Below are 20322 nucleotides of genomic sequence, written 5' to 3'. Positions count from 1 at the left end.
GTACCGAGCAAGAACTTGGGGCTCCTGTGGTGTTGGAACCGCCAATAGTTATCACGTGCGAACCCGGTGCGTGGACAAATGTCCCGTTTCCGCGGTGAGCAGCGGTTATGAAATCTGGAACTCGTTCTCGCAGTATCCCCATTGAGGCAAGGACAACCGCCAGATCGCGGGGAATTATGGCATGGGCGGAAGCAACCTGGCCCGCAACCGCAGATGAACGCGAACTGGCGAGATTTCGCAGGTATCGTGAGCAATGAGGTTTGACTAGCATCCACGCGAGTCCAGCCTCTTACGGCAAAAACTCCTTCGGGCACAAAAGCAGAAGAGAGCGACCTCAGCACGGCGGCCGAATAATCAGATCGCTGCATCATTATGGTTCTCTGCCAAAGCAAGAATGGGGGTCCAAATGCCTAGCTTGTCAGGCAAACTGGAGCGATTGAAACACCAATTATCGGGGCTTGGCGAGGTCTTTATTGTGCCTCCTGCTGAAGATGGATACGTATTCTTGCGGTATGCGGACTCCCAAGAGCTATATGCATTCGACTGCACTTTCGAAGAAGTGCTCAATCACGCGGTTCAATCTGGTGGCGAAGAGTTCTGGCCTCAACTGGAACCATTTGAAGCTCAAGTGGCGCTCTTCGCGGTGCACGTCATGGAAACGATCGAGACTGCGCCGGACAAGGCACGTATTTTGAGCTTTGGAGGCAGTGGTCTTGAGGCAGCGAAAGGTAAGCTGCCTGCGGCAGCGATTCGTGAAAACGAGTAACTTGAGTAGGCGTAATAGCAATCTCGGTATGCTTCCACAGAAGCATGCGTCGCCGTTGCCCTATTCGGAAGGACCGATCTCACATACGGGTCCGAAATTTTGCGCCTTCGCCGACGGCTCAGCCAAACTGGGGTCTGAAGACCGCGAGATGGACTCCAATCCGGAGCCGCAGAGGTGTTCGCTGTTGATGTGAACCGTGAACTTAAAGTGGGACTGTCTGCTGACCCGGCAGAGCGATACGCCAGTATTATTCGAGCGTCGACAGATGCGGATCCGCAATCAAGGTGAGTTACCTAGCCCATTGAATTGGAAATTCATGGGGATGCGACCACTCCGGCTATAGCCCAGCTTCGGTGGGTCCATAGTTATGCACAGCGGCGCAATCAACGCTCGGAGATAAATAGTAGATACTTAGACAGTACAGGTAGCTATAAATGCGGGGGAGTCAATGTGCAGATCGAATCCACTTCGGATGAACAGCGTTCATTGGACGACCAGCAGATTCAGCGGATTCGACGCAAGTCGATTTCCGTCCTCGCTGCGGGACAAATTCTTGGAGGTCTAGGCGGTGGCGCAACCCTGACTTTGGGGTCGCTGCTGATCGTAAGCATTTCCGGACTCGATGCATTGGCTGGCATGGCCGCGACCATGAATACTTTAGGTGCTGCCATCATGGCGTTGCCTTTGGCATTGCTTGCCCAGAAGTTCGGCCGGCGTATTTCGCTGTCGACCGGCGCATTGCTGGCAGCCAGCGGTGTTGTCGTCATCATTGCCGCAGCTTTTCTGAGATACTGGCCATTGCTGCTGCTTGGAATGCTGGTTCTGGGAACAGGTTCGGCAATGAACCTCCAATCTCGATTCGCCGCCACCGACTTGTCCACCACGGCTACACGAGGCCGTGACCTTTCCCTGGTTGTGTGGTCAACAACTGCGGGTGCAGTCATCGGCCCGAATTTATTTGAACCTGGAGAAGAGCTAGCGCAGTTCATTAGCCTTCCACCGTTTACCGGTGGCTTTCTTATTGCGATGTGCGCCCAGCTGGTAGGGGTTCTTGTTTATTGGCTGGGCTTGCGTCCCGATCCGTTGCAGATCGCACAGCGTCAGGCGGCTGCCCAAGCGAGTGAGGTTCAGCTTCGCCGCCGCGGCTGGAGCATCCTAAGAAACACTTCTGCTGCCAGGCGTGCCGTGCTTACCGTCGCCTTGACTCATCTTTATATGGTGTCCATGATGTCGATGACTCCAATTCACATGCAGCATCAAGGGGCAAGCCTCACGCTCATCGGGATCACCATTTCGGTCCATGTTGCGGGGATGTATGCGCTCTCACCAGTCTTTGGCTGGCTCACAGATATGCTAGGTCCACGAACGGTCATCTTTACCGGGCAGGCGTTGCTAGTTACCGCAAGCATCTTGGTATGGAGCAATGCAGAGAACCATACCGTGACAACTTTGGCGTTGCTTAGCCTAGGCCTCGGTTGGTCGGCGTCGACGGTTGCAGGCGCAACGATGATTACTGGATCAGTTGGCCTTGCCGAACGTCCGAAGTTGCAGGGCACGTCGGACCTCTGCATGAATCTGGCTGGTGTGCTTGGCGGTCTCACCGCTGGCCCAATTTTGGCAGCTGTAGGGTTCCGCGGACTGGCCGTGGTGCTGTTGATTTTCGCGATGTTCATGATCGCTGTGAATATGAAGTCTAATAGCGCTGGAACTGTTCACGAGTAGGCTGCAAATCCAATTCGGTAATAGGCATTTTCAAATGCAGGAGAGCATATTCATGGCAGGCAGAAGGCGGTCAATCAAAGTTGGGGGAGGGCCGGCTGGAATGGCCGCCGGTTTAATGCTTGCTCGCAGCGGTGTGCCAGTAGCGGTTTATGGCAAGCACGGTGAGTTCCTCAGGGACTTTCGCGGTGGCACCATCTGTCCGTCAACTTTGTACGTGCTCGATGAACTGGGACTGGTGGGCGAATTCGAAGAATCGGGTTCAGCAAAGTTACCCAGGCAAGTAGTCCGGTCTCCAACGGATCGCCGGTAACCGTTCCTAACCTGTCGCGAATGCAGCTCCCTTGTCGATTCATTGCCGTGGCGCCACAGTGGAGTTTCCGCAATCTACTAGCCCGTGCAGTTGATAGTCGAATTCCGAGCTGAATTCCGGCTGCCGATGCCGATAGCTGCTGCTTTCCGCTTGCCCCGAAGCAGACGGAACTGCCAGGTAGATTGCTTGGCGTTGGGGTTCTTCGGGAACGTCCTCCGGTCGAAGCCTGCAGCTAAGAACCGGTTAAAAGCAACAAAGGTGCAGTTCCAACCTTGCGGGGAACTACACCTTTGAAGAAAGTCTCTTAGCGAGCCTGGATGTTGGTTGCCTGTGGGCCCTTTGGACCAGCTTCCAGGGTGTACTCAACAGTCTGGCCCTCTTCGAGGCTACGGAAACCGAAGCTCTGGATTGCGCTGTAGTGTGCGAAGACGTCAGCCGATCCATCCGAAGGAGCGATGAAGCCGAAGCCCTTTTCAGCGTTGAACCATTTCACGGTGCCAGTGGCCATAGTGTTATATCCTTATTTATTGATTGGCCACGATGTGGCCTGGTTGCCGATCCGAAGTTCCGAATCGGAAAATTTAGGGGTTACCTCGCGCAGAGCTGCCGAGAACGATTCGCCTGCCGTCGATACGGAGAATCGAATACTGATTTTGCCGGTATCGGCCAAAACGGGGGTCGCTGCACTTGCTTAAACATCGTCGGATTCCAGGCTGCTAACGGGTAATGACCCCACGCTAGCGGAGTAGAACAAGGAATCCACAGAAAAGTGACGTACGGAGTCGTCGAGATGTTTTATCTGCAGTGAAGAAGAGAAGATGAAGAATTCGTTTCGATAGGAGCTCATTCGATCTGAAGATCGATGAACCGATTTGTAAAGCACAGACGATTTGTTGGCTGTGCTACAAATCCTACTGCTAACAATTACTGGCGGGGACTCACACCTGCAACCGTTGAGGTAACAAATCAAGCGTACCATTGATCGCTGGTCCGTGGGGCGTGATGCGTGATACTTGGGCGTTTTGGCAATGCAAATCGTTGCATCGACATTCGTTATTTGTTTGTTGACTAGTGTTTTAGTAAATATTATTTTTCCGGAAAATTGATGCGGGCTATTTTCATGCTCACCCTGCGGCCCTGGCTCTACCCCGTTTGGGCCGGTGCCCGAAGGGGTAGAGCCAGCAGTTACGGATTCGCTTGCGCCTGGACCTTAGCTAGCTGATGTCCGAGCAGATCCGCATTTATGGCTGCTCCGGCGATCGTTCCGGCTGCGGCTGCTGCCATGACCATCGCACCTAGGTTGCTGGCATTCCCTGCCGCATAAACCCCTGGCAGGGCTGTGGCACCCATTTCATTGACCTGGATGAAGGTGCCAAGCGGGTGCTCGGCAAGCTGTCCGCCGAGCTTCAGATAGAGCGAGGCTTGTGCGTTCATTCGGCTTGCTACGACCAGAGCTTGAGCGCTGATCTTCTGGCCGTCTGCCAGTGTGACTGAATCCAGAGTCCCTTGGGTATCGAAATCGATTGCTTTCACTGGCTGCTCAACCACCGGTATTCCCAATGCGGCAAGTGTCGCGCGATTTTCATCATTCAATGCATCCGGGGTGTGGTTGACGAAGGTGATCTTCGAGCTGAGCTGGCTGAACATCATTGCTTGGTGCGTGCTCATGGGGCCGATTCCGAGTACCAGGATCTCCTGGTCACGCACTTCCCAGCCGTGGCAGTATGCGCAATGGATCGCGGTATCACCCCATGCTTGGGCCAGCCCCGGAATCGACGGCAAATCATCAATGAGGCCCGTTGCCAGCACGATTCTTTCGGCACTAAAGGTATTCCCTGCAGCAGAGACGCTGAATCCGGTGTCCAGCGAACCGGTGAGGTTCTCCACCCCGCCTTCGATGATCCGCGCACCATAGCCAATCGCTTCCTGCCGTCCGCGGGCCAGGAGGTCCAGCGGGTTGATGCCCTCGTTTCCCAGAACGTTGTGGGCATGCTGCGCTGCCGCGTTTCGCGGATTTCCCTCGTCGATGACCAGGACGGTACGCCGTGAGCGGCCCAATGTGACTGCGGCCGCGAGCCCGGCACTGCCGCCGCCGATAATGATCGCTTCGAAATGTTCCATGATTCCTCTCCCTGCTATTTGTGATGTTGTGTCCACGGTATCGACGTTTTGCGCTGTGGGGTGTACCGTTTTGCGCATGACGCAAGAATTTGAAGTTGACCAAGTCATCCGCCAGCGCATAAGAACGTTGCGGCAGAACCTAGGCTGGTCGTTGGAATCGTTGGCGAGCAAGGCTTCCCTGAGCGTTTCCACGCTCAGCAGGATTGAAACGGGAGGCCGGCGTATTGCCCTTGACCAGCTGGTTCCAATAGCCAAGGCACTGAATACCAGCTTGGATGAGCTCGTATCGACCTCTGAAGCCGAGATTATTATCCGCCCGGAGCCGATTTCGATGCCCGGGATAACCATGTGGAAGCTGTCCACCGATGACGCAGTTAACGGGGTGAATGTGTCGAAAATGCGTTTCGACCCTTCGCAGGCGCCTGCTCCCACCGAGCTGCGTATTCATCCGGGCAAGGAATGGTTCACAGTGCTCCTCGGAGAAATCCAGCTAAAGCTAGGAGATCGCACCTATCACGTGAAGGCGGGGCAATCTGCACAGTTCGACACAATGACTCCTCATGCCCTGTGGGCGGTCAATGGCATTGCCGAGGTGCTCGGAATCATGGATCATGCAGGCCAACGAGCCCATGAGCACGACACAGCCAGCTAGTTTAGTGATTTCAATTACTCTTGGATAACCTGAGGGCAGAGTATTGAACACTGCGAGGCCAGGAGGGCAACGATGACGCACCAGCTCAACGAGGAGCTTGAACAGGTCCTAGCTGATGGCAATTTCTATTTCGAAGCACTCGGTGAAGGTCGCTATCGATCGTCGTGGCATTCCCAAGGTGCGTGGAATCCCCAGGAGCAGCACATGGGTCCTGCCTCTGGAATCTTGGCCTACGCCTTGGAAAATTTCCAGCCTCGTGAAGACATGCGCATCGCACGGATCAGCTATGAGATCCATGGCCTTATTCACGCCGGAGAATTCGAGATCTCAACGCGAATGGTCCGTCCCGGCCGGACGATCGAATTGATCGAGGCCGAAATGACGGCCAAGGGCCGCACCAGCATCGTTGCGCGCGCATGGCGGGTGATTACGGGTGACACCAGTGCTGTTGCAGGGGTTGAAGACAAGGAAATCCCAGGCCCAGAGGCCTGCGCGGTGCGCGAAATCAGTGAGCAGTGGCCCGGCGGCTACATCAAATCCATCGAGATGCGCGCCAATGATGAGCTGCGGCCGGGTCGAGGTTTTGCGTGGCTGCGTACTCCTCATGACCTCGTCGACACAGGAGACGCCACAGCGTTGTCCAGCTTGGTGGGAATGATCGACACGGCAAACGGTGTGGTGCCGCGCGTGGATCCGGGGGAAGGAACCTGGATCTACCCGAACGTGGATCTGCAGATCCACATGTACCGCAAGCCCGAGGGCAAGTGGCTGGGCCTGGATGTCCAGCAGAGCTTCGGCACTGACGGCATCGGCCTGACCTCAACGGTATTGCACGATGAAGCAGGCCCTTTCGGCCGTGCTGAACAGATCCTGACGGTCCGTTCGCGCTAGCTCGATGCGCCGGTTGAAAGCTTGGCCAGCAGCTTCTTGAGCTCAGGCTTGGACTTCAGCGTGAACTGGCGCTGGCGGTACTTTTCCCGGTCTGCACCGTGGGCCCGGAAAAGTGCATAGCCGCGCTTGACCAAGAACAGGACCGGTTTCCGGCGCTGTGCTACATCGCGCACGAACCGTCGAAGAGCAGTTACCAATGCCGGTTCGTCCACGTAATACGCTTGGACGTTAATGCCCTTGGCGCGCAGCGGCTCAAGAATTTCGTAGAGGAAGATGCCTTCGGCGACAATCGGCCCGTCTGCGCAAGCGATTTCACGATGCCCGTTGTAGCTCGAGGTCGTGATCGAGTAGTTAGGGACCCGAGTGGTACCAAGGTAGAGCAAATCATCGATAGCCTGCAGTGCGGCTTCCTGATTCCAGGTAGCCGAATTGTCCCAATCGATTTCGCCGTAACCGGTACGGGGGAAATCAACGGGATTCCCGTCTTCGCTGATCTGGCGGTAGAACTCGTCCAGCGGCAGGTGGGGTCGGCCGAATTTCGACGCGAGATAGGACTTGCCGGAGCCGGACGGTCCGCCGATCAGGATGACAGGGGTAGAAGAATTTGGCACGCCTTTTATTATGGCCCAGAAACCTCGGCCATCGGCAATCGGATGCTGTGACATCTGCTCCGCCTGGAGCGAATTGCTGAATTAGACTCAGATTTATGAGTTTGTGGAACCCCCAGTCAGATGCGCCGTTATCTGTGGAAATCGAAAATCCTAGCGGAGACCCGGCTGCTGACCTAGAACGTGGAGTGCAACTGCTGCGCAGCGTCCAATCTGGCGAAAGCGGCGCGCTGCTACGGCTCTATCGTCCGGACCCGACCCTGGCCTTCGGCCAGCGCGATGTGCGGCTAGAGGGCTATGAGGCGGCTCGTGACGTAGCGCAGCAGCAAGGCTTTGCTCCCTTGGTGCGCAAAGCTGGAGGCCGGGCCGCCGCGTATCACCGGGGTACATTGATCGTTGATCATATTGAGCCCGAAGCCGAGGCGGTGATGCGCCAGCAGAATCGCTTCGAGGTCTTCGCGAGGGTGTATGCCAACGCTTTCCAGCGCCTTGGCGTGAATGCGCAAGTCGGGCCAATCCCGGGGGAGTATTGCCCGGGAGATCATTCGGTGCATGGCCTCCCTGATGGGAAATCGCCGCGCAACTATCCAGTGAAGCTGGTAGGCACAGCTCAGCGTGTGGTTTCCGGGGCATGGCTGTTCTCTTCGGTCTTTGTTGTCGAGGATTCCGCGCCGTTGCGGCAAGTCCTCGATGGGGTCTACCAAGCAATGGGCATTCCAATGGATCCCACGACGGTAGGCGCGGCTAATGATCTGCTCGCCGCTGTCACCACCGAAGCATTTATTTCAGCGCTGCTCGACGAATATGGCGAGCACGCCACGCTGCAAGGCATCTAGCACAGCTTAAAAAAGAATCGGCACCCGATACGGGTGCCGATTTTGGTTCGCGGCCGGATCTAGGCGCCGACTCGCTCAACAACCTCGTCAATGCGCGGGTTGGTGGCTGCGGTGCCGTCCGGGAAGATCAGGGTTGGCACGGTTTGGTTGCCGTTGTTGAACGCCTCGACGATCTCTGCGGTGCCTTCGACTTCTTCGATATTCACCTCGGTGTATGCGACACCCTTCTGGTCCATCAGGCGCTTGAGGTTGCGGCAGTAGCCGCACCAGCTGGTGGTGAACATGGTGACTCCGCCGGCAGCGGGAACGTACTGGTCAAGCTTCAATTCGTTGCTCATACATGGTGTAACGGCAATGATGTTTACTTTGTTCCCGGAGGGGTAGAAAAAGTTCGCTGGATTCTTTTGCTCCGCTCGCTAGACTGGGGAGCAGATTTTCCTTGATGCCGGTTCTAAGGGGTAGGCGATGTGCGGACGATATGTGATGGCCAAAGCCATCGGCGATCTGGTGGCAGAGGCCGAGGCGGAAGCGGACGCCAATCTGGAACTGCGCCAGTCCTGGAACATTGCTCCGACTACCGACGTGCCGGTTGTGCTCGAGCGGCTGATCGACGATGAGCTGCACCGCCAGATCCATGTAGCACGGTGGGGGCTGGTGCCAGGATGGGCCAAGGAGCTCGCGGTCGGGGTGCGCGCCTTCAATGCGCGCAGCGAGACGGCCAGCACCAAGCCGACCTTCCGTTCGGCGGTGAAGAAGCGCCGTGCCGTCGTCCCAGTGGAAGGGTATTACGAATGGAAAAAGGAAGGCAGCAAAAAGCGCCCCTTCTACGTGCATCGCGAGGATGGAAAGCTGATCTTCTTCGCCGGCCTCTACGAATGGTGGAAGGACCAGGACGGGTCCTGGATTCTTTCCACCTCGATCATGACCATGGATTCACCTTCGGCGGAAGAGCCCGGGGTGCTCGGCGAACTTGCGGGCCTGCATGATCGCCTGCCCATTCCGTTGGGCAAGGAGATGATGGGCCGGTGGATGAACCCTGCCGAGGAAGACGGTGAAGGGCTGATCGAGCAGATTCGCGCCGAAGCTTTCGATGTGGCTTCCCAATGGACCATGCATGAGGTCGATACCGCTGTTGGCAATGTGCGCAATAATTCGCCGGAGCTGATTGCGGCGCACAGCAACTCGCTGTTTTAGCCGCGGATGGCTGAGCCGCTGGGCTTGGACCCGAGCCGGAACCCCAGGTAGCTGCTGGCCAGCAGGGTTCCTGCCACAAGTCCCAGCTCGCCCATGACGTGGGCTGCGCTGTCAGGAACGAATGCTGCTTCGCTCAGCGGGGCATAGGCGAACCAGCCGAAGGTTCGAACCTGGTTGTAGTCCCATAGCAGTGCTCCGATGCCACCTGCTGCCAACAGCAGCCCGGCGATCAGGAACCAGGCCTTGAACCGAGCGAGCTGGCGAAGCGATAAGCCGCCGGCAACCCCCAGCGCGCCAACGCCGAGCAAAGCCAGCACCCAACCGAGAACTTCGGCGGGACCCGGGCCAAAGTAGATTTCAGAGTCTTCGACCAGCGGTACATAGGATCCAGAGTAGAAAACTACTTCTTGTTGACTGTCCCACCACAGCACGACGATGCCGACGATGATGAATACTGCTGCGCCCAGGAATAAGGCAGTGGCGGACTTGTAGCGTTTATCTGAAGGCATGTATTTAATCTTGCCATCACCAGATGTTTTGCGCATCAACTTTAAACACGAGCGGCAGCCGGCTCTAAAGGCCTGCTGCCGCTCGATGCGTGGTGCTTAGTGACCGCGCTTGATCCATTCATCCAGGTTCGGCGCTTCTGCACCGATGGAGGTGGCATCGCCGTGGCCGGTATTGACCACGGTTTCAGCTGGCAGGACCAGCAGCTTGGTGCGGATCGACTCGACGATCGTCTCGAAGCTGGAGTAGCTGCGACCGGTAGCACCCGGGCCGCCGTTGAACAGGGTGTCGCCGCTGAACAGTACACCGAGGTCTTCAGCGTAGAAGCAGGTTGAGCCCGGAGAGTGCCCCGGGGTGTGCAGGGCGGTCAGCGTGGTGCCGGCGATGGTGAATGAATCGCCTTCGCTGATTTCTGCGTCCACATCGCGCTCGGGGTAGACAGCTTCCCAGAGCATGCGGTCTTCCGGGTTCAAGAACAGCGGTGCATCCACGGCGTCGGCGAATTCGCCAGCCGCGCGGATGTGGTCATCGTGCCCGTGGGTAAGCAGCACGGCCATGACTTCTCGATCGCCCACAGCTTCGCGGATCTTGGCTACATCATGTGCCGGGTCGATGACCATCACCTCGGAATCATCGCCGACGATCCAGACGTTGTTATCGACATCCCACGTCCCGCCATCCAGGGAGAAGGTGCCGGAAGTGACGACGTTCTCGATGCGGGCGGCCACTAGAGCTCCACCACCGAACGAAGCACGGTGCCTTCATGCATCTTGGTGAACGCGTCTTCGATTTCATCGATCGTGATGCGTTCGGTGACAAAGGCATCCAGATCCAGGCGGCCGAGCTTGTACTGCTCGACGAGCATCGGGAAGTCGTGGCTCGGCAGGCAGTCGCCGTACCACGAGCTCTTCAGCGAGCCGCCGCGGCCGAAGACATCGAGCAGCGGCAGCTCGAGCTTCATCTCCGGAGTTGGCACGCCTACCAATACGACGCGGCCAGCAAGATCGCGGGCGTAGAAGGCCTGCTTGTAGGTTTCCGGGCGGCCCACCGCGTCGATGACGACGTCGGCGCCGAAGCCGCCGGTCAGCGCCTGGATGGCTTCCACGGCGTCGACCTTGGAGGAATCCACGGTGTGGGTGGCGCCGAACTTCTTGGCGCCTTCCAGCTTGTCCGGGTTCACGTCCACCGCGATGATGGTGGTTGCGCCGGCCAGCTGCGCGCCGGCGATGGCAGCAGCGCCGACGCCACCGCAACCGATCACTGCGACGGACTCGCCGCGCTTGATCTCGCCGGTATTGATCGCTGCCCCGATGCCGGCCATGACACCGCAACCGAGCAGGCCTACTGCGGCCGGGTCGGCTTCTTCATCCACGATGGTGCACTGGCCGGAGTGGACCAGGGTCTTTTCGGCGAAGGACCCGATGCCCAGCGCCGGGGAAAGCTCGGTGCCATCTTCCAGGGTCATCTTCTGGGTGGCATTGAAGGTGTTGAAGCAGTACTTCGGCTCGCCCTTGGCGCAAGCGCGGCACTGGCCGCAGACTGCACGCCAGTTCAGGATCACGCGGTCGCCGACCTTGACGTTGGTGACGTTCTCGCCGATCTGGCTGACTACTGCGGTGGACTCGTGGCCCAGCAGGTACGGGTACTCGTCGCCAATTCCGCCGAGCTTGTAGTGCAGGTCGGTGTGGCAGACACCGGTGGTGAGCACATCGACAACTACTTCTCCGGGACCCGGATCCGGAACGATGATGTCTACGACCTCTACGGGTGCGTCCTTGACGCGGGAAATAACGGCTTTGACCTTATGGGACATGGGATTTAGCTCCTGGAACGATTGGCTAGTGCTCTCTCGATGCTATCGGTGTCTCAGGTGCTAATCGAGCATTCGAGACACAATGACGCAGGCAGTTTCGCGCAGAGCCAATTTGTGCAGGTCGATCACGGGTTGCCCCCGGAATGGATGTGACGGGGCAGGAGTGCTGCATCCAGCTCAAACACCGCTGAGCAGGAGGACAGCGCCTAGGCCGGAACCCAGTGCTCGCGCGGCATTGGCCCTGATCCACCGTGGCTCATATTTCGCCCAAGCCAACGAATTCTGTTCCAGTCGCCGATTGAGCGGAACATTGACTCCGATGGTGAGCAGGGCACCGCTAAGCACCAGTGCCGCTCCGATCGATATGCGGATATTCTCGTGGACGATGGAGAGGGCAAGGCATCCAGTGCTGGCGAGCAAGCCGAGGAAGAACAAGCTCAGGAATGGGGGCCGTTGGGCGTATCTGTTCACGTGGACCATGAACGTGCTTGCGGAGCGATTATCCATTCGCGCTAACGCAGGGAAGACCACGAGGGTGAAGGAAACGTAGAATCCGGCAATGATCAAGCCGGTGGCAATTGTCAGCAGCGGCAGGAAAATAGTAAGCAACGGCAGGTTCATGATTTCATTCAACAGATGTTGGGCTGGATTTTGAATGCTCAAGGCTCGACAATGCATACGCAATCGTCCAGAGTGGTGGCGTGAGACCCGATGCATTTTTCCCTTCTGGCCCACGGGCTCGTGAAGCCTTCATTCTCCGCATGTGCATGGAGGGCCAGTGGAGTGTTGCTGTTCGCGATCATTGCCCGCTGACGATTTTGGCGGTGCGCTCGGGATCCTGCAGGGTGCAACGAGGACAAAAGTCCGTGGTGGCGCGGCAAGGGGAACTGGTCGTCATTTGCGGATCAGCCTCCTATGAGGTTCGCTCGGCCAGCGCCCAGACCCTTCCGGGCGCGGCGCCTTGTAATTATGCCATTGCCCCGGGCCAGCAATGCCTGGGGCCATCGGGCCGAGCCATGGTCCAAGAGTTGCGCCATGGGGTGCGTGCATGGGGCAATTCGCCTAATGGCCCCGACCAGCTACTGGTTGGCACCTTCACTACGACCAGCGCTGTCGCTGATCTTGTCTGCGAGGGTACCGATCTGGCAGTTATCGATGACGACGCGGCGTGGCGATGGGCTGAACTGCTGGCGACCGAAGCCGAAAGTGCGGGTCCCGCCCAGCAGGTGGTATTGGACCGGTTGCTGGATATTCTGGCGATCTGCGCCTTGCAGCACTTGCCGGGAACCGGGGTGCTTCGCTCGGCGGCGCCAGGCATTGGGGTGGCGGTGGGGGCGATGTGGGCGCAACCAGCTAGAGCGTGGAGCGTGGAGGGGCTGGCCAGAACAGCTGCGATGTCCCGTTCGGCTTTTTCGCCAGCCTTCCGCCAGGCCATGGGCACCGCACCCATGGGGTACCTCACCAAATTGCGTCTGGCATTGGCTCATGATGCGCTGCTCGCCAGCGATGCACCGCTGTCGCAGATTGCCCGGGATGTCGGATATTCTTCACCCTTTGCGCTCAGCGCTGCCTTTCGCAGGGCTTATTCAACCAGTCCGTCGGCGCTGAGATCCGCTGCACTTGGCTAACCCAAACTGTCGGTCGCGCTGACTAGTGTAACTGTCATTCGAACACGTGTTCGAATAGAATGGTTCTACTAAGTAAGGAGTGCACACGTGGGGATGTTCACCGAGTCGATCGAGGTTACTCGTGCAGCTGATGGAATGCCGTTGCGCGTGAGCTGGCAAGGGCAGGGCTATCGCTTGGTGGCCGAGCCTCAGCGCTGGTTCGAACGCCGCAAATGGTGGGATGAAAACCTGCGGATTCCTCGCGGCGCCGGTGCGGGGATTGCCGACTATGAGATGTGGCGCCTGCAACTGGTCGCGGTGCGCGGATCCCGGCAAGTGCACAGCGTTGATGTGAGTTTTGATGCGCAAACCGAACGGTGGCGTCTGGTGCGTGTGCATGAGTCGCTGGCCCGCAGCGCCTAATTCCCCTGCAGGGGAACATATATTCGAAGGACCTCCATGAGCTTCACCCACCTGAACGTCAGTTCTTCCTATAGCGCCCACTACGGAGTCTCGCACCCAAAGCGGCTGGCCCAAGCGGCCAAAGCGCAGGGTGCCCAGATGCTCGCGCTGACTGACCGGGATGGGCTCTATGGAACGGTCAAGCATGTGGCGGCCTGCATGGCAGAAGGGCTGCACCCGATTCTCGGGGTGAACCTTGCCGTGCTCGATAACCACGGAGAAACCCAAGGGCGGATTGTCCTGCTGGCCCGTGGGCGCTGCAATGGCGCAGGGTATGCGGCGCTGTGCCGAGCCATCACCCTCGCGCACAGCACTGCGCACGGGGTTCCGGGGCTGAAAACCGAGCAGCTGGCACACCTGGGTGCTGCCGGGAACCTGATGATCCTGCTCGGCGGCGAATCAGACGTGGCCCGCGCAATCCTCAAGGGAAGCTACGCCCAAGCCCGGGCACTGCTTGCCAGCTGGAAGAAGCGGCTGGGAAAGATGCTGCGAGTGGAAATCACCACGCACCTCTCCAGCCCTGGATCGCGCTACAGCCTCGGTGAAGCAGCCCGCTTGCTGCGCTACGCCCAGGAGCGGGGGATCAGGGCCGTGCTCACCAACGCCGTGCGCTACGTGGACCCCGATGGAGCGGTTACCGCAGACATCCTGGACTCGGCGCGCGCCCTGCATAGCCTGAAGAACCTGGACTCCTGCCAACCCAATGGCCAAGGGTGGCTGAAAACCCCGCCCCAGATGCGCCAGCTGGCCAAGGAGATCGGCCAAGCCACAGAAAGGAGCTGGGCGCAGCAGCTTTTGCGGGAAACTGAAGCGCTCGCCGAATGGGCAGCGGCGGACCCGGTAGCCGATCTTGGATGGAAGCAGCCGGTGATCCCCGAAGCGAAGATCATCGGCCTGCACCGTCCGGCCATGCAAGAACTCACCGAGCGAGTCCATGCAGCGGTGCCTGGGCTCTTGCCGCACGCCAATCCCAGCCTCATTGAAAGACAGCTGGCTCTGGAACTTGGGGTGATCGACCGGCTGGACTTCGCCGGGTATTTCCTGACCGTCGCCGAAACCGTCAAGCTGATCACCGGCATGGGAATCCGCGTGGCCGCCCGCGGCTCCGGTGCTTCCTCGCTGGTGAACTACCTGCTGGGCATCAGCCAGGTGAACCCGCTGGCCCACGACCTGGTGTTCGAACGCTTCCTCTCCGATACCCGCACCACCCTGCCGGATATCGACATCGACGTGGAATCCGCACGCCGCCACGAGATCTACCGCGAGATCTTCTCCAGCTTCGGGGAAGAGCGCGTCAGCCTGATGAGCATGCAGAACGCCTACCGTGCGCGCGGCGCGGTCCGTGATGCAGGAGCCGCCCTCGGGGTAGAGCAGGAGCAGGTGGATGAGATCGCGAAGCAGCTCTGGCGCTTCTCCGCATCCTCTTTCCGCGAAGCGCTCACCGAGAAGCCGGAGCTGGCCGCATTGGCAGAACGCATTACCGATGACACCCAGCTCGATATCCTCATCGACGCTACCGAGCGCCTGGACCGGCTGCCCCGGCATATCTCCATGCACCCCTGCGGGGTGATCCTCTCCGACGCGAGCCTGCTGGACCGCACCCCGGTCCAGCCCTCGGGCATCGGACTGCAGATGAGCCAGTTCGACAAGCATGACATGGACCTGATGGGCTTGATCAAGCTCGACGTGCTCGGTGTGCGCATGCAATCGGCCATCGCCTACACGCTCGAGGAGATCGCCCGCATGCACCCGGATAAGCAAGCGGCCGCCCGCGCCGGAGGGCACGCCGACGACAGCTATATCTCCGCTACCGGAGCGATAGACCTGTCCAGGGTGCCACTGGATGACGAACCAACTTTCGAATTGATCCGCTCCACCCATACGCTGGGCTGCTTCCAGATCGAATCCCCGGGGCAGCGCGAACTGATCGGCAAGCTCGCGCCCCGAGAATTCAACGACCTGATCATCGATATTTCCCTGTTCCGCCCGGGTCCCATGCAGTCGAATATGGTCAAGCCCTACCTGGAGCACCGCCACGGATTCGCCCCTGCCCAATACCTGCACGAGGATCTGATTCCGGCGCTCGCCGAAACCCACGGGGTGACCGTCTTCCATGAACAGGTGCTGCGCATGCTTGATGTGCTCACCGGATGCGGATTGGGCATGGCCGATGTCTACCGGCGCCTGCTGGGCAACCCGGAGAAGGAACCAGCCGTAGAACGTTATGTGCGCGCTGAAGCGGCCAAGCGCGGTTATAGCCAGGAAACCATTGACCAAGTCTGGGAGGTGCTCTCCGGCTTCGGCTCCTTCGGATTCTGCAAGGCCCACGGGGCTGCCTTTGCCGTACCCACCTACCACTCAGCCTGGCTCAAGGCGCACCACCCCGAAGCTTTCCTTGCCGGGATCTGGGAGCACGACCCGGGCATGTACCCCAAGCGGCTGCTGGTTGCCGAAGCACGCAGAATGGGCGTTCCCATCCTTCCGCTGGATATCAACCGATCCACCGGGCACTACCGAGTCGAACGAATATTCGAATCCGCTCCAGCGAAAGTTCCTGTGGTGCCCCGCGCACCCAGCTCGCTGCGCCCTGGGCGCTATGGAATCCGTCTGGCCTTCCGCGATATCCACCAGATGAGCGAACGCGAAGTACAACGCCTGGTCGCAGGCCAGCCCTATGAGCACCTCGCCGATGTCCGCGCCCGCGCAGGACTCTCGCGACGCACCTACCAGAACCTTGCAGCACTCGGAGTGTTCGATTCCCTATTGGCCGGGACCTCCCGTGCCGACACGATCGCCCACACGCAATCCATGGCGCACAGCTCCCTTCCGGCCAAATACCGGCCGGGACCCGGGCAACTTGCCCTGGATCTGGGGCAGATCGAATATATCGACCAGACCGGCAAAGCACTGGATCCCGCGGAAGTAGTACGTACCGAATTGGACCTCATGCATCTGGACGCCAGCGAGCATCTGATCACCTCGTACCGCCAACGGCTGGCGCACCTGCCCATTACGCAGGCAGCCGAGCTGCTGCACCTGCGCAACGGAACCGAAGTTCTGGTCGCCGGAGTACGGGTGGCCACTCAGACTCCTCCCATGCGCGGAGGCAAGCGTGTGGTCTTCATTTCCGTGGATGATGGGACTGGCTGCATCGACGCCACCTTCTTCGATGACACGCAGCAGCGCACAGCGCCCTTGCTCTTCTCCACACGCATGCTGCTCATCCACGGGGTCACACGCCGTACCGGACCGCGCGGCATCTCCCTCCAAGCGCTGAACGCCTGGGACCTGCATCAGCCGGAGACCCTGCCTGCTGCAGGCTACCTCGCGGAGCTCACCCGGCCGCAACCAAACTATCGGCCAAACCTCGGCGAGGGAGCACGCAAGATCGAAAGTGTCGGGGAACTTGCCAAACGGATGGAAGCTGAAGGCCTGGACCAGAGAGGGGCCTGATGAGCTAGTTCGCTGACAGGGTTTACCTAACAGATACATCGGGTCCAATAGGAGAGATACCTGATGTGAGGGGAGAACGGGCGTAAGCGCAGATGATTGGTGGCTCACTGCAGCTGCACTATCCCAAACAGTTTGGAACGTGCTCGAAGGCAAAGATCCGCAAAGAGGAATTCGTGACTACGACTTCATCTACTTCGATGAAGATACGTCCTGGGAGGCCGAAGATGCGCTCATTCGTGGAGCCAAAGTACTCTTCAAGGGCATGGACGCAGAAATCGAAGTACGCAACGGAGCATGCGTCCAACTTTGGTACGAAGAGCCCTTTGGGGCGCCGGCTATTCCATTCCTCAGCGTCACGGACGCCATCGACCATTTCGCAGCGAAGGCCTGCTGCTTTGCAGGCACTAGTGATGAGCCTGGGCAAATTAGCACCTATGAACACTGGCCTGAACGGGAGGCATCAAGGAAGATCACTGAAAACTGATAATTCTCAAACCGAGGAAACATGCCCATCGGCGTCGACGACAAATGATGGGTTGTGCACAAAATCCCAGCGGAAGCCATCCGGATCAGCCACACAAGCACTCTTGCCACCCCACGGCTGCACCGTCGGTTCGGTGACAGAAGTCGCTCCCGCATCCAGCGCTCGCCGGTAGTGTCGGTCCACTTCTGCGTCAGAGTGCACGTTGTGTCCCAGTGAGATCGGTGGCGCCAGCTGGCTATGCCCGACGTCGCCGTACTCGCTGGGTATCTGCTTCACATCCCAGAGGGCGAGCATCAAGCCATAGCCGGCACGGACAAAAGCGATTTCCGGGTGGGCTGGCTGAACCAGCTCAAACCCCAGGCCCTCGGTGTAGAACTTCGTGGAAGCACCGACATCGCGCACTCCGAGGGTAATGGCACTGATGACAGGTGGGGCCGGTTTGTTCATATTCCTAGGGTAGGAGGGGTTGAAAATGAAAGCCATGGGTTAGCGGATCTTCCAAGACTTTTCCTGCCTCCTTATAGATAGATCCATTGCTCGTTGCGCAGCGCTTGATACCTCGCCTGGGCAACTGCATCGTCGGCTTGGTGCGTCAACGCAGAAGCATGGCGGTATCTTTTTTCGCTGCTGAAGATTCGCTTCCGGGCTGATCGCTTGAGCCGGGAATCGCTGGGCGACGTGGGATCGGAATTCACTTTGGATACTCCTATTCGGTGGAGGCCGTTGGGGCGGGGGATTGTTGAGGGGCGGATGCGCTGGTGAGTTCGGGCGATGCCGCCATCCAATGCTCAGGACGGGGTATGCGCCGTACCTGCGGTGAGAGCCAGGCCAAGACTGCTGCTAAGGAAACGAATGCCCCGAAAAATATCAGCGTTGGTCCCATGCCGACCGATTCCAGACCAAATCCGGTAAGCAGCGGAGATAAGGGCAAAGCGGCCAGTGCCATAAAGGTGATTAGGGAATTAGCGCGCCCAGACATTTGCTTCGGAATGGAGGCCATGAAGTATCCACCCACCGCAGCGTTGAGAGCTGGAACGCTGAGGAAGCTGATCATCAGCATGGTCCCCATCCAGAGCAGGTTCGTATTAAACCCGATGAGCAGCATGGCTACACCCAAAATGGTGAGACAGGTGCAGGTCAGTAAACCACTGCGGAATTTATCGATGAGCTTCGTTGCGACCAACGATCCGAGCAGCATTCCAACGCCCATGAAGGTAGAAGTTAACCCGATAACCCAGGGTTCTTCGGAACGCTGTTGAAGTCCGTAGATCAGCGTTGTCATCAGCCCGTTGACGCCGATGTTGACGACCGTAATCAAAATCAGCAGAGCGCGCAGCTGTGGCCGGGAAAAGCACCAGTGCATGCCTGCCAGAATTCCGTGGGCCACTTCCTCTTCGGAATCATTGCTGGTGCCATTGGAATCTTGCCCAGATAGCTTGGCTGCCCGCAATGGACGACGCAGTGCAAATCCACTGGCCGCAGCGATCAGATTCAGGACACTGACGATGAGCAGGGCAATGCCACCGCCTAATCCCAGAAGCACGCCGCCCAGGGGAGCGGAGCCGAGCATCAGCACCGAGTCGCGGCCTTGATTCGCCGCCATCGCGCGGCCGAGCTGTTTGGGGTGTACAAGATCCTTTAGGGCGGCATTAGTTGTCGACCCAAAGTACCCGCCGCGCAGTTCCATAAGGATGTGGGCAAGGCATAAGGAGGCAACCGGCAGTGAACCGACGCTGCTGCCCAGGGCCATGGCTGCCGTGATTGCAGCACCGGCGAAACTTCCTATGAGAATCATCCGAGCCTTGTCGGTACGATCCGCCATGGCTCCGCCGGCCAAATTTACGCTCGCCCGTGCTGCCATTCCCACTGCGGCCAGGGTTCCGGCCAAAACCGGGGACCCCGTAGCGGACAGCAAGATCAAAGGAAAGATGAACCCGTAAATACTGCCCGACAGCAAAGCCGTTGAGTCCGCCAGCAGCCACATCCGGTAGTTGCGCTGCACGCGCAAAGGCGGCAAAGGCTCCGTGATAATCGCTGTGGTGCCTGATGGATCGTTGGCCTGGATGCTGGTCATGGCACCAACTATAGATTCGCAAATAAAGTTGCGCAATAGAATTTGCGCAACTTTATTTGTGGGATTGCTATGCTGTGCTTATGAGCAACCATGAGCCACCCGTCACATTCACCACCCCCATGCTCAAGGCCATCGCAAACCCCTTGCGTCGGCAAATCCTTGACGCGCTTTCGGCAATGGAAACCGCACGCGCGGCAGACCTCGCGCAGGCTCTTGGCGTACCCGCGAACAAGGTCAGTTTCCATCTGCGTGAGCTGGCCAAAGCCGACATGATCGTTGAAGTTCCGGAACTGGCGCGCGATAGGCGTGACCGCGTATGGAAACCTGCGGCACGCGGCTATACGACCGGCAAAGTGGGAGAGCGCCCGGAGGACCAGACCGGGACGGCTATGGATGCCTACCTCAGCCAAGTGGTCCATGACGAGCAACGCCGCCTGCAAGCGACGCTTCGGCATGCAGAAAGGCACTATCGCGGCGAAGAGACCGGGGAGATTAAAGCGCAGATGCAAACGAGCAACCTGATGCTTACCCAAGATGAATGCGACGAACTCATGCGTCGCATGGAAGAAGTGATTCCGGCTTTCCGCGAGGATCTGAAAAACGGTAAAGTCACCAGTTCGCAGCCCGCGGGCGATCGTGAAATCTGGCATGTCATGAGCCTGTTCAACGCAGATTCGCTGTTGAACAAGTCACAAGAGGGCGATCAATCTTCGTAAAACCCGAGGTAAACGCACGCTGAGGTGGGGTCCTGAACTAAACTGGATTCTGGCTGGCTGTGGCCAAGGTATGCCACAAGCTATGAAGCCATCACAGATTGAAAGG

21 protein-coding genes and 1 pseudogene are annotated in these 20322 nt (G+C 58.6%); 12 read left to right on the top strand and 10 right to left on the bottom strand.

All coding sequences use genetic code 11. The features are described from left to right. The first annotated feature begins 406 nt into the window (after positions 1-406). The 3 genes from ACWICV_RS03305 (at position 407) to ACWICV_RS03295 (ending at position 2798) form a co-directional block, all read left to right on the top strand. The gene (locus ACWICV_RS03305) at positions 407-766 is read left to right on the top strand and encodes a hypothetical protein (protein WP_133833298.1); all 360 of its coding nucleotides are present in this window, start codon (positions 407-409) and stop codon (positions 764-766) included. Positions 767-1216: 450 nt separating this feature from the next. Then, complete coding sequence (locus ACWICV_RS03300; RefSeq protein ID WP_400289280.1) at positions 1217-2488, top strand: MFS transporter; 1272 nt, start codon at positions 1217-1219, stop codon at positions 2486-2488. 34 nt (positions 2489-2522) lie between these two features. Beyond that, on the top strand, positions 2523-2798 hold the full coding sequence (locus ACWICV_RS03295) for an FAD-dependent monooxygenase (protein ID WP_400289278.1): 276 nt from the start codon (positions 2523-2525) through the stop codon (positions 2796-2798). A gap of 304 nt (positions 2799-3102) precedes the next feature. Here ACWICV_RS03295 and ACWICV_RS03290 read toward each other — a convergent pair whose 3' ends face one another. Beyond that, the gene (locus ACWICV_RS03290) at positions 3103-3306 is read right to left on the bottom strand and encodes a cold-shock protein (protein ID WP_013349123.1); all 204 of its coding nucleotides are present in this window, start codon (positions 3304-3306) and stop codon (positions 3103-3105) included. A 677-nt stretch (positions 3307-3983) separates the two neighbouring features. Further along, on the bottom strand, positions 3984-4919 hold the full coding sequence (locus tag ACWICV_RS03285; protein ID WP_400289275.1) for an NAD(P)/FAD-dependent oxidoreductase: 936 nt from the start codon (positions 4917-4919) through the stop codon (positions 3984-3986). A 76-nt stretch (positions 4920-4995) separates the two neighbouring features. Here ACWICV_RS03285 and ACWICV_RS03280 point away from each other — a divergent pair, with 76 nt between their 5' ends. Next, complete coding sequence (locus ACWICV_RS03280) at positions 4996-5571, top strand: helix-turn-helix domain-containing protein (protein WP_332595150.1); 576 nt, start codon at positions 4996-4998, stop codon at positions 5569-5571. Between the two features lie 72 nt (positions 5572-5643). Further along, entirely contained in the window at positions 5644-6462 is an 819-nt protein-coding gene (locus ACWICV_RS03275) for a thioesterase family protein (protein ID WP_105658249.1), read from the top strand. Here ACWICV_RS03275 and ACWICV_RS03270 read toward each other — a convergent pair. Continuing rightward, positions 6459-7073, bottom strand: coding sequence for a uridine kinase (locus ACWICV_RS03270; protein ID WP_400289273.1), 615 nt, complete (start codon positions 7071-7073; stop codon positions 6459-6461). The genes ACWICV_RS03275 and ACWICV_RS03270 overlap by 4 nt on opposite strands. 95 nt (positions 7074-7168) lie before the next feature. On the opposite strand from ACWICV_RS03270, the gene ACWICV_RS03265 reads away from it, so the two are divergent. Then, the gene (locus ACWICV_RS03265; RefSeq protein ID WP_448937294.1) at positions 7169-7906 is read left to right on the top strand and encodes a lipoate--protein ligase family protein; all 738 of its coding nucleotides are present in this window, start codon (positions 7169-7171) and stop codon (positions 7904-7906) included. Positions 7907-7965: 59 nt separating this feature from the next. On the opposite strand, the gene ACWICV_RS03260 is transcribed toward ACWICV_RS03265, so the two are convergent. Beyond that, entirely contained in the window at positions 7966-8244 is a 279-nt protein-coding gene (locus ACWICV_RS03260) for a glutaredoxin domain-containing protein (protein ID WP_105658252.1), read from the bottom strand. Positions 8245-8371: 127 nt separating this feature from the next. Between ACWICV_RS03260 and ACWICV_RS03255 the strand changes: the two genes are divergently transcribed. After that, a complete protein-coding gene (locus ACWICV_RS03255; protein ID WP_105658253.1) occupies positions 8372-9100 on the top strand; it encodes an SOS response-associated peptidase in 729 nt (242 codons plus the stop codon). Here ACWICV_RS03255 and ACWICV_RS03250 read toward each other — a convergent pair. The 4 genes from ACWICV_RS03250 to ACWICV_RS03235 form a co-directional block, all read right to left on the bottom strand. Next, positions 9097-9609, bottom strand: a complete 513-nt coding sequence (locus ACWICV_RS03250; protein ID WP_105658254.1) for a hypothetical protein — start codon at positions 9607-9609, stop codon at positions 9097-9099. The two genes, ACWICV_RS03255 and ACWICV_RS03250, sit on opposite strands and share 4 nt — an antisense overlap. 96 nt (positions 9610-9705) lie before the next feature. Further along, entirely contained in the window at positions 9706-10335 is a 630-nt protein-coding gene (locus tag ACWICV_RS03245) for an MBL fold metallo-hydrolase (RefSeq protein ID WP_105658255.1), read from the bottom strand. Beyond that, positions 10335-11420 carry an S-(hydroxymethyl)mycothiol dehydrogenase gene (locus tag ACWICV_RS03240; RefSeq protein ID WP_105658256.1) on the bottom strand — a complete coding sequence of 362 codons (1086 nt, stop codon included), beginning with the start codon at positions 11418-11420 and terminating at the stop codon, positions 10335-10337. Before ACWICV_RS03240 ends, ACWICV_RS03245 begins: the two co-directional genes overlap by 1 nt. Before the next feature lie 177 nt (positions 11421-11597). Beyond that, positions 11598-12041 (bottom strand): DUF1772 domain-containing protein, encoded by a 444-nt coding sequence (locus tag ACWICV_RS03235; RefSeq protein ID WP_181148903.1) that lies wholly within the window; start codon positions 12039-12041, stop codon positions 11598-11600. 80 nt (positions 12042-12121) lie between these two features. On the opposite strand from ACWICV_RS03235, the gene ACWICV_RS03230 reads away from it, so the two are divergent. The 4 genes and pseudogenes from ACWICV_RS03230 to ACWICV_RS03215 all read left to right on the top strand — a co-directional run. After that, entirely contained in the window at positions 12122-13048 is a 927-nt protein-coding gene (locus ACWICV_RS03230) for an AraC family transcriptional regulator (RefSeq protein ID WP_454090746.1), read from the top strand. 93 nt (positions 13049-13141) lie between these two features. Next, positions 13142-13450: a hypothetical protein gene (locus ACWICV_RS03225; RefSeq protein ID WP_286134296.1), complete on the top strand. Its 309-nt coding sequence runs from the start codon at positions 13142-13144 to the stop codon at positions 13448-13450. A gap of 36 nt (positions 13451-13486) precedes the next feature. Next, entirely contained in the window at positions 13487-16942 is a 3456-nt protein-coding gene (locus ACWICV_RS03220) for a DNA polymerase III subunit alpha (protein ID WP_400289265.1), read from the top strand. Between the two features lie 103 nt (positions 16943-17045). Next, positions 17046-17426, top strand: a pseudogene (locus tag ACWICV_RS03215) (nucleotidyltransferase family protein); the annotation flags it as partial. A gap of 6 nt (positions 17427-17432) precedes the next feature. Here the strand turns inward: ACWICV_RS03215 and ACWICV_RS03210 are convergent. Both ACWICV_RS03210 and ACWICV_RS03205 read right to left on the bottom strand, forming a co-directional pair. Beyond that, a complete protein-coding gene (locus ACWICV_RS03210) occupies positions 17433-17873 on the bottom strand; it encodes a VOC family protein (RefSeq protein WP_400289263.1) in 441 nt (146 codons plus the stop codon). A 259-nt stretch (positions 17874-18132) separates the two neighbouring features. After that, positions 18133-19500: an MFS transporter gene (locus ACWICV_RS03205; RefSeq protein WP_400289261.1), complete on the bottom strand. Its 1368-nt coding sequence runs from the start codon at positions 19498-19500 to the stop codon at positions 18133-18135. 80 nt (positions 19501-19580) lie between these two features. Between ACWICV_RS03205 and ACWICV_RS03200 the strand changes: the two genes are divergently transcribed. Further along, complete coding sequence (locus tag ACWICV_RS03200; RefSeq protein WP_454090747.1) at positions 19581-20216, top strand: winged helix-turn-helix domain-containing protein; 636 nt, start codon at positions 19581-19583, stop codon at positions 20214-20216. Positions 20217-20322 lie beyond the last annotated feature (106 nt).

This window comes from Glutamicibacter sp. NPDC055354 (genome assembly GCF_053644955.1).
This window is presented reverse-complemented; position numbering and strand designations above follow the sequence as displayed.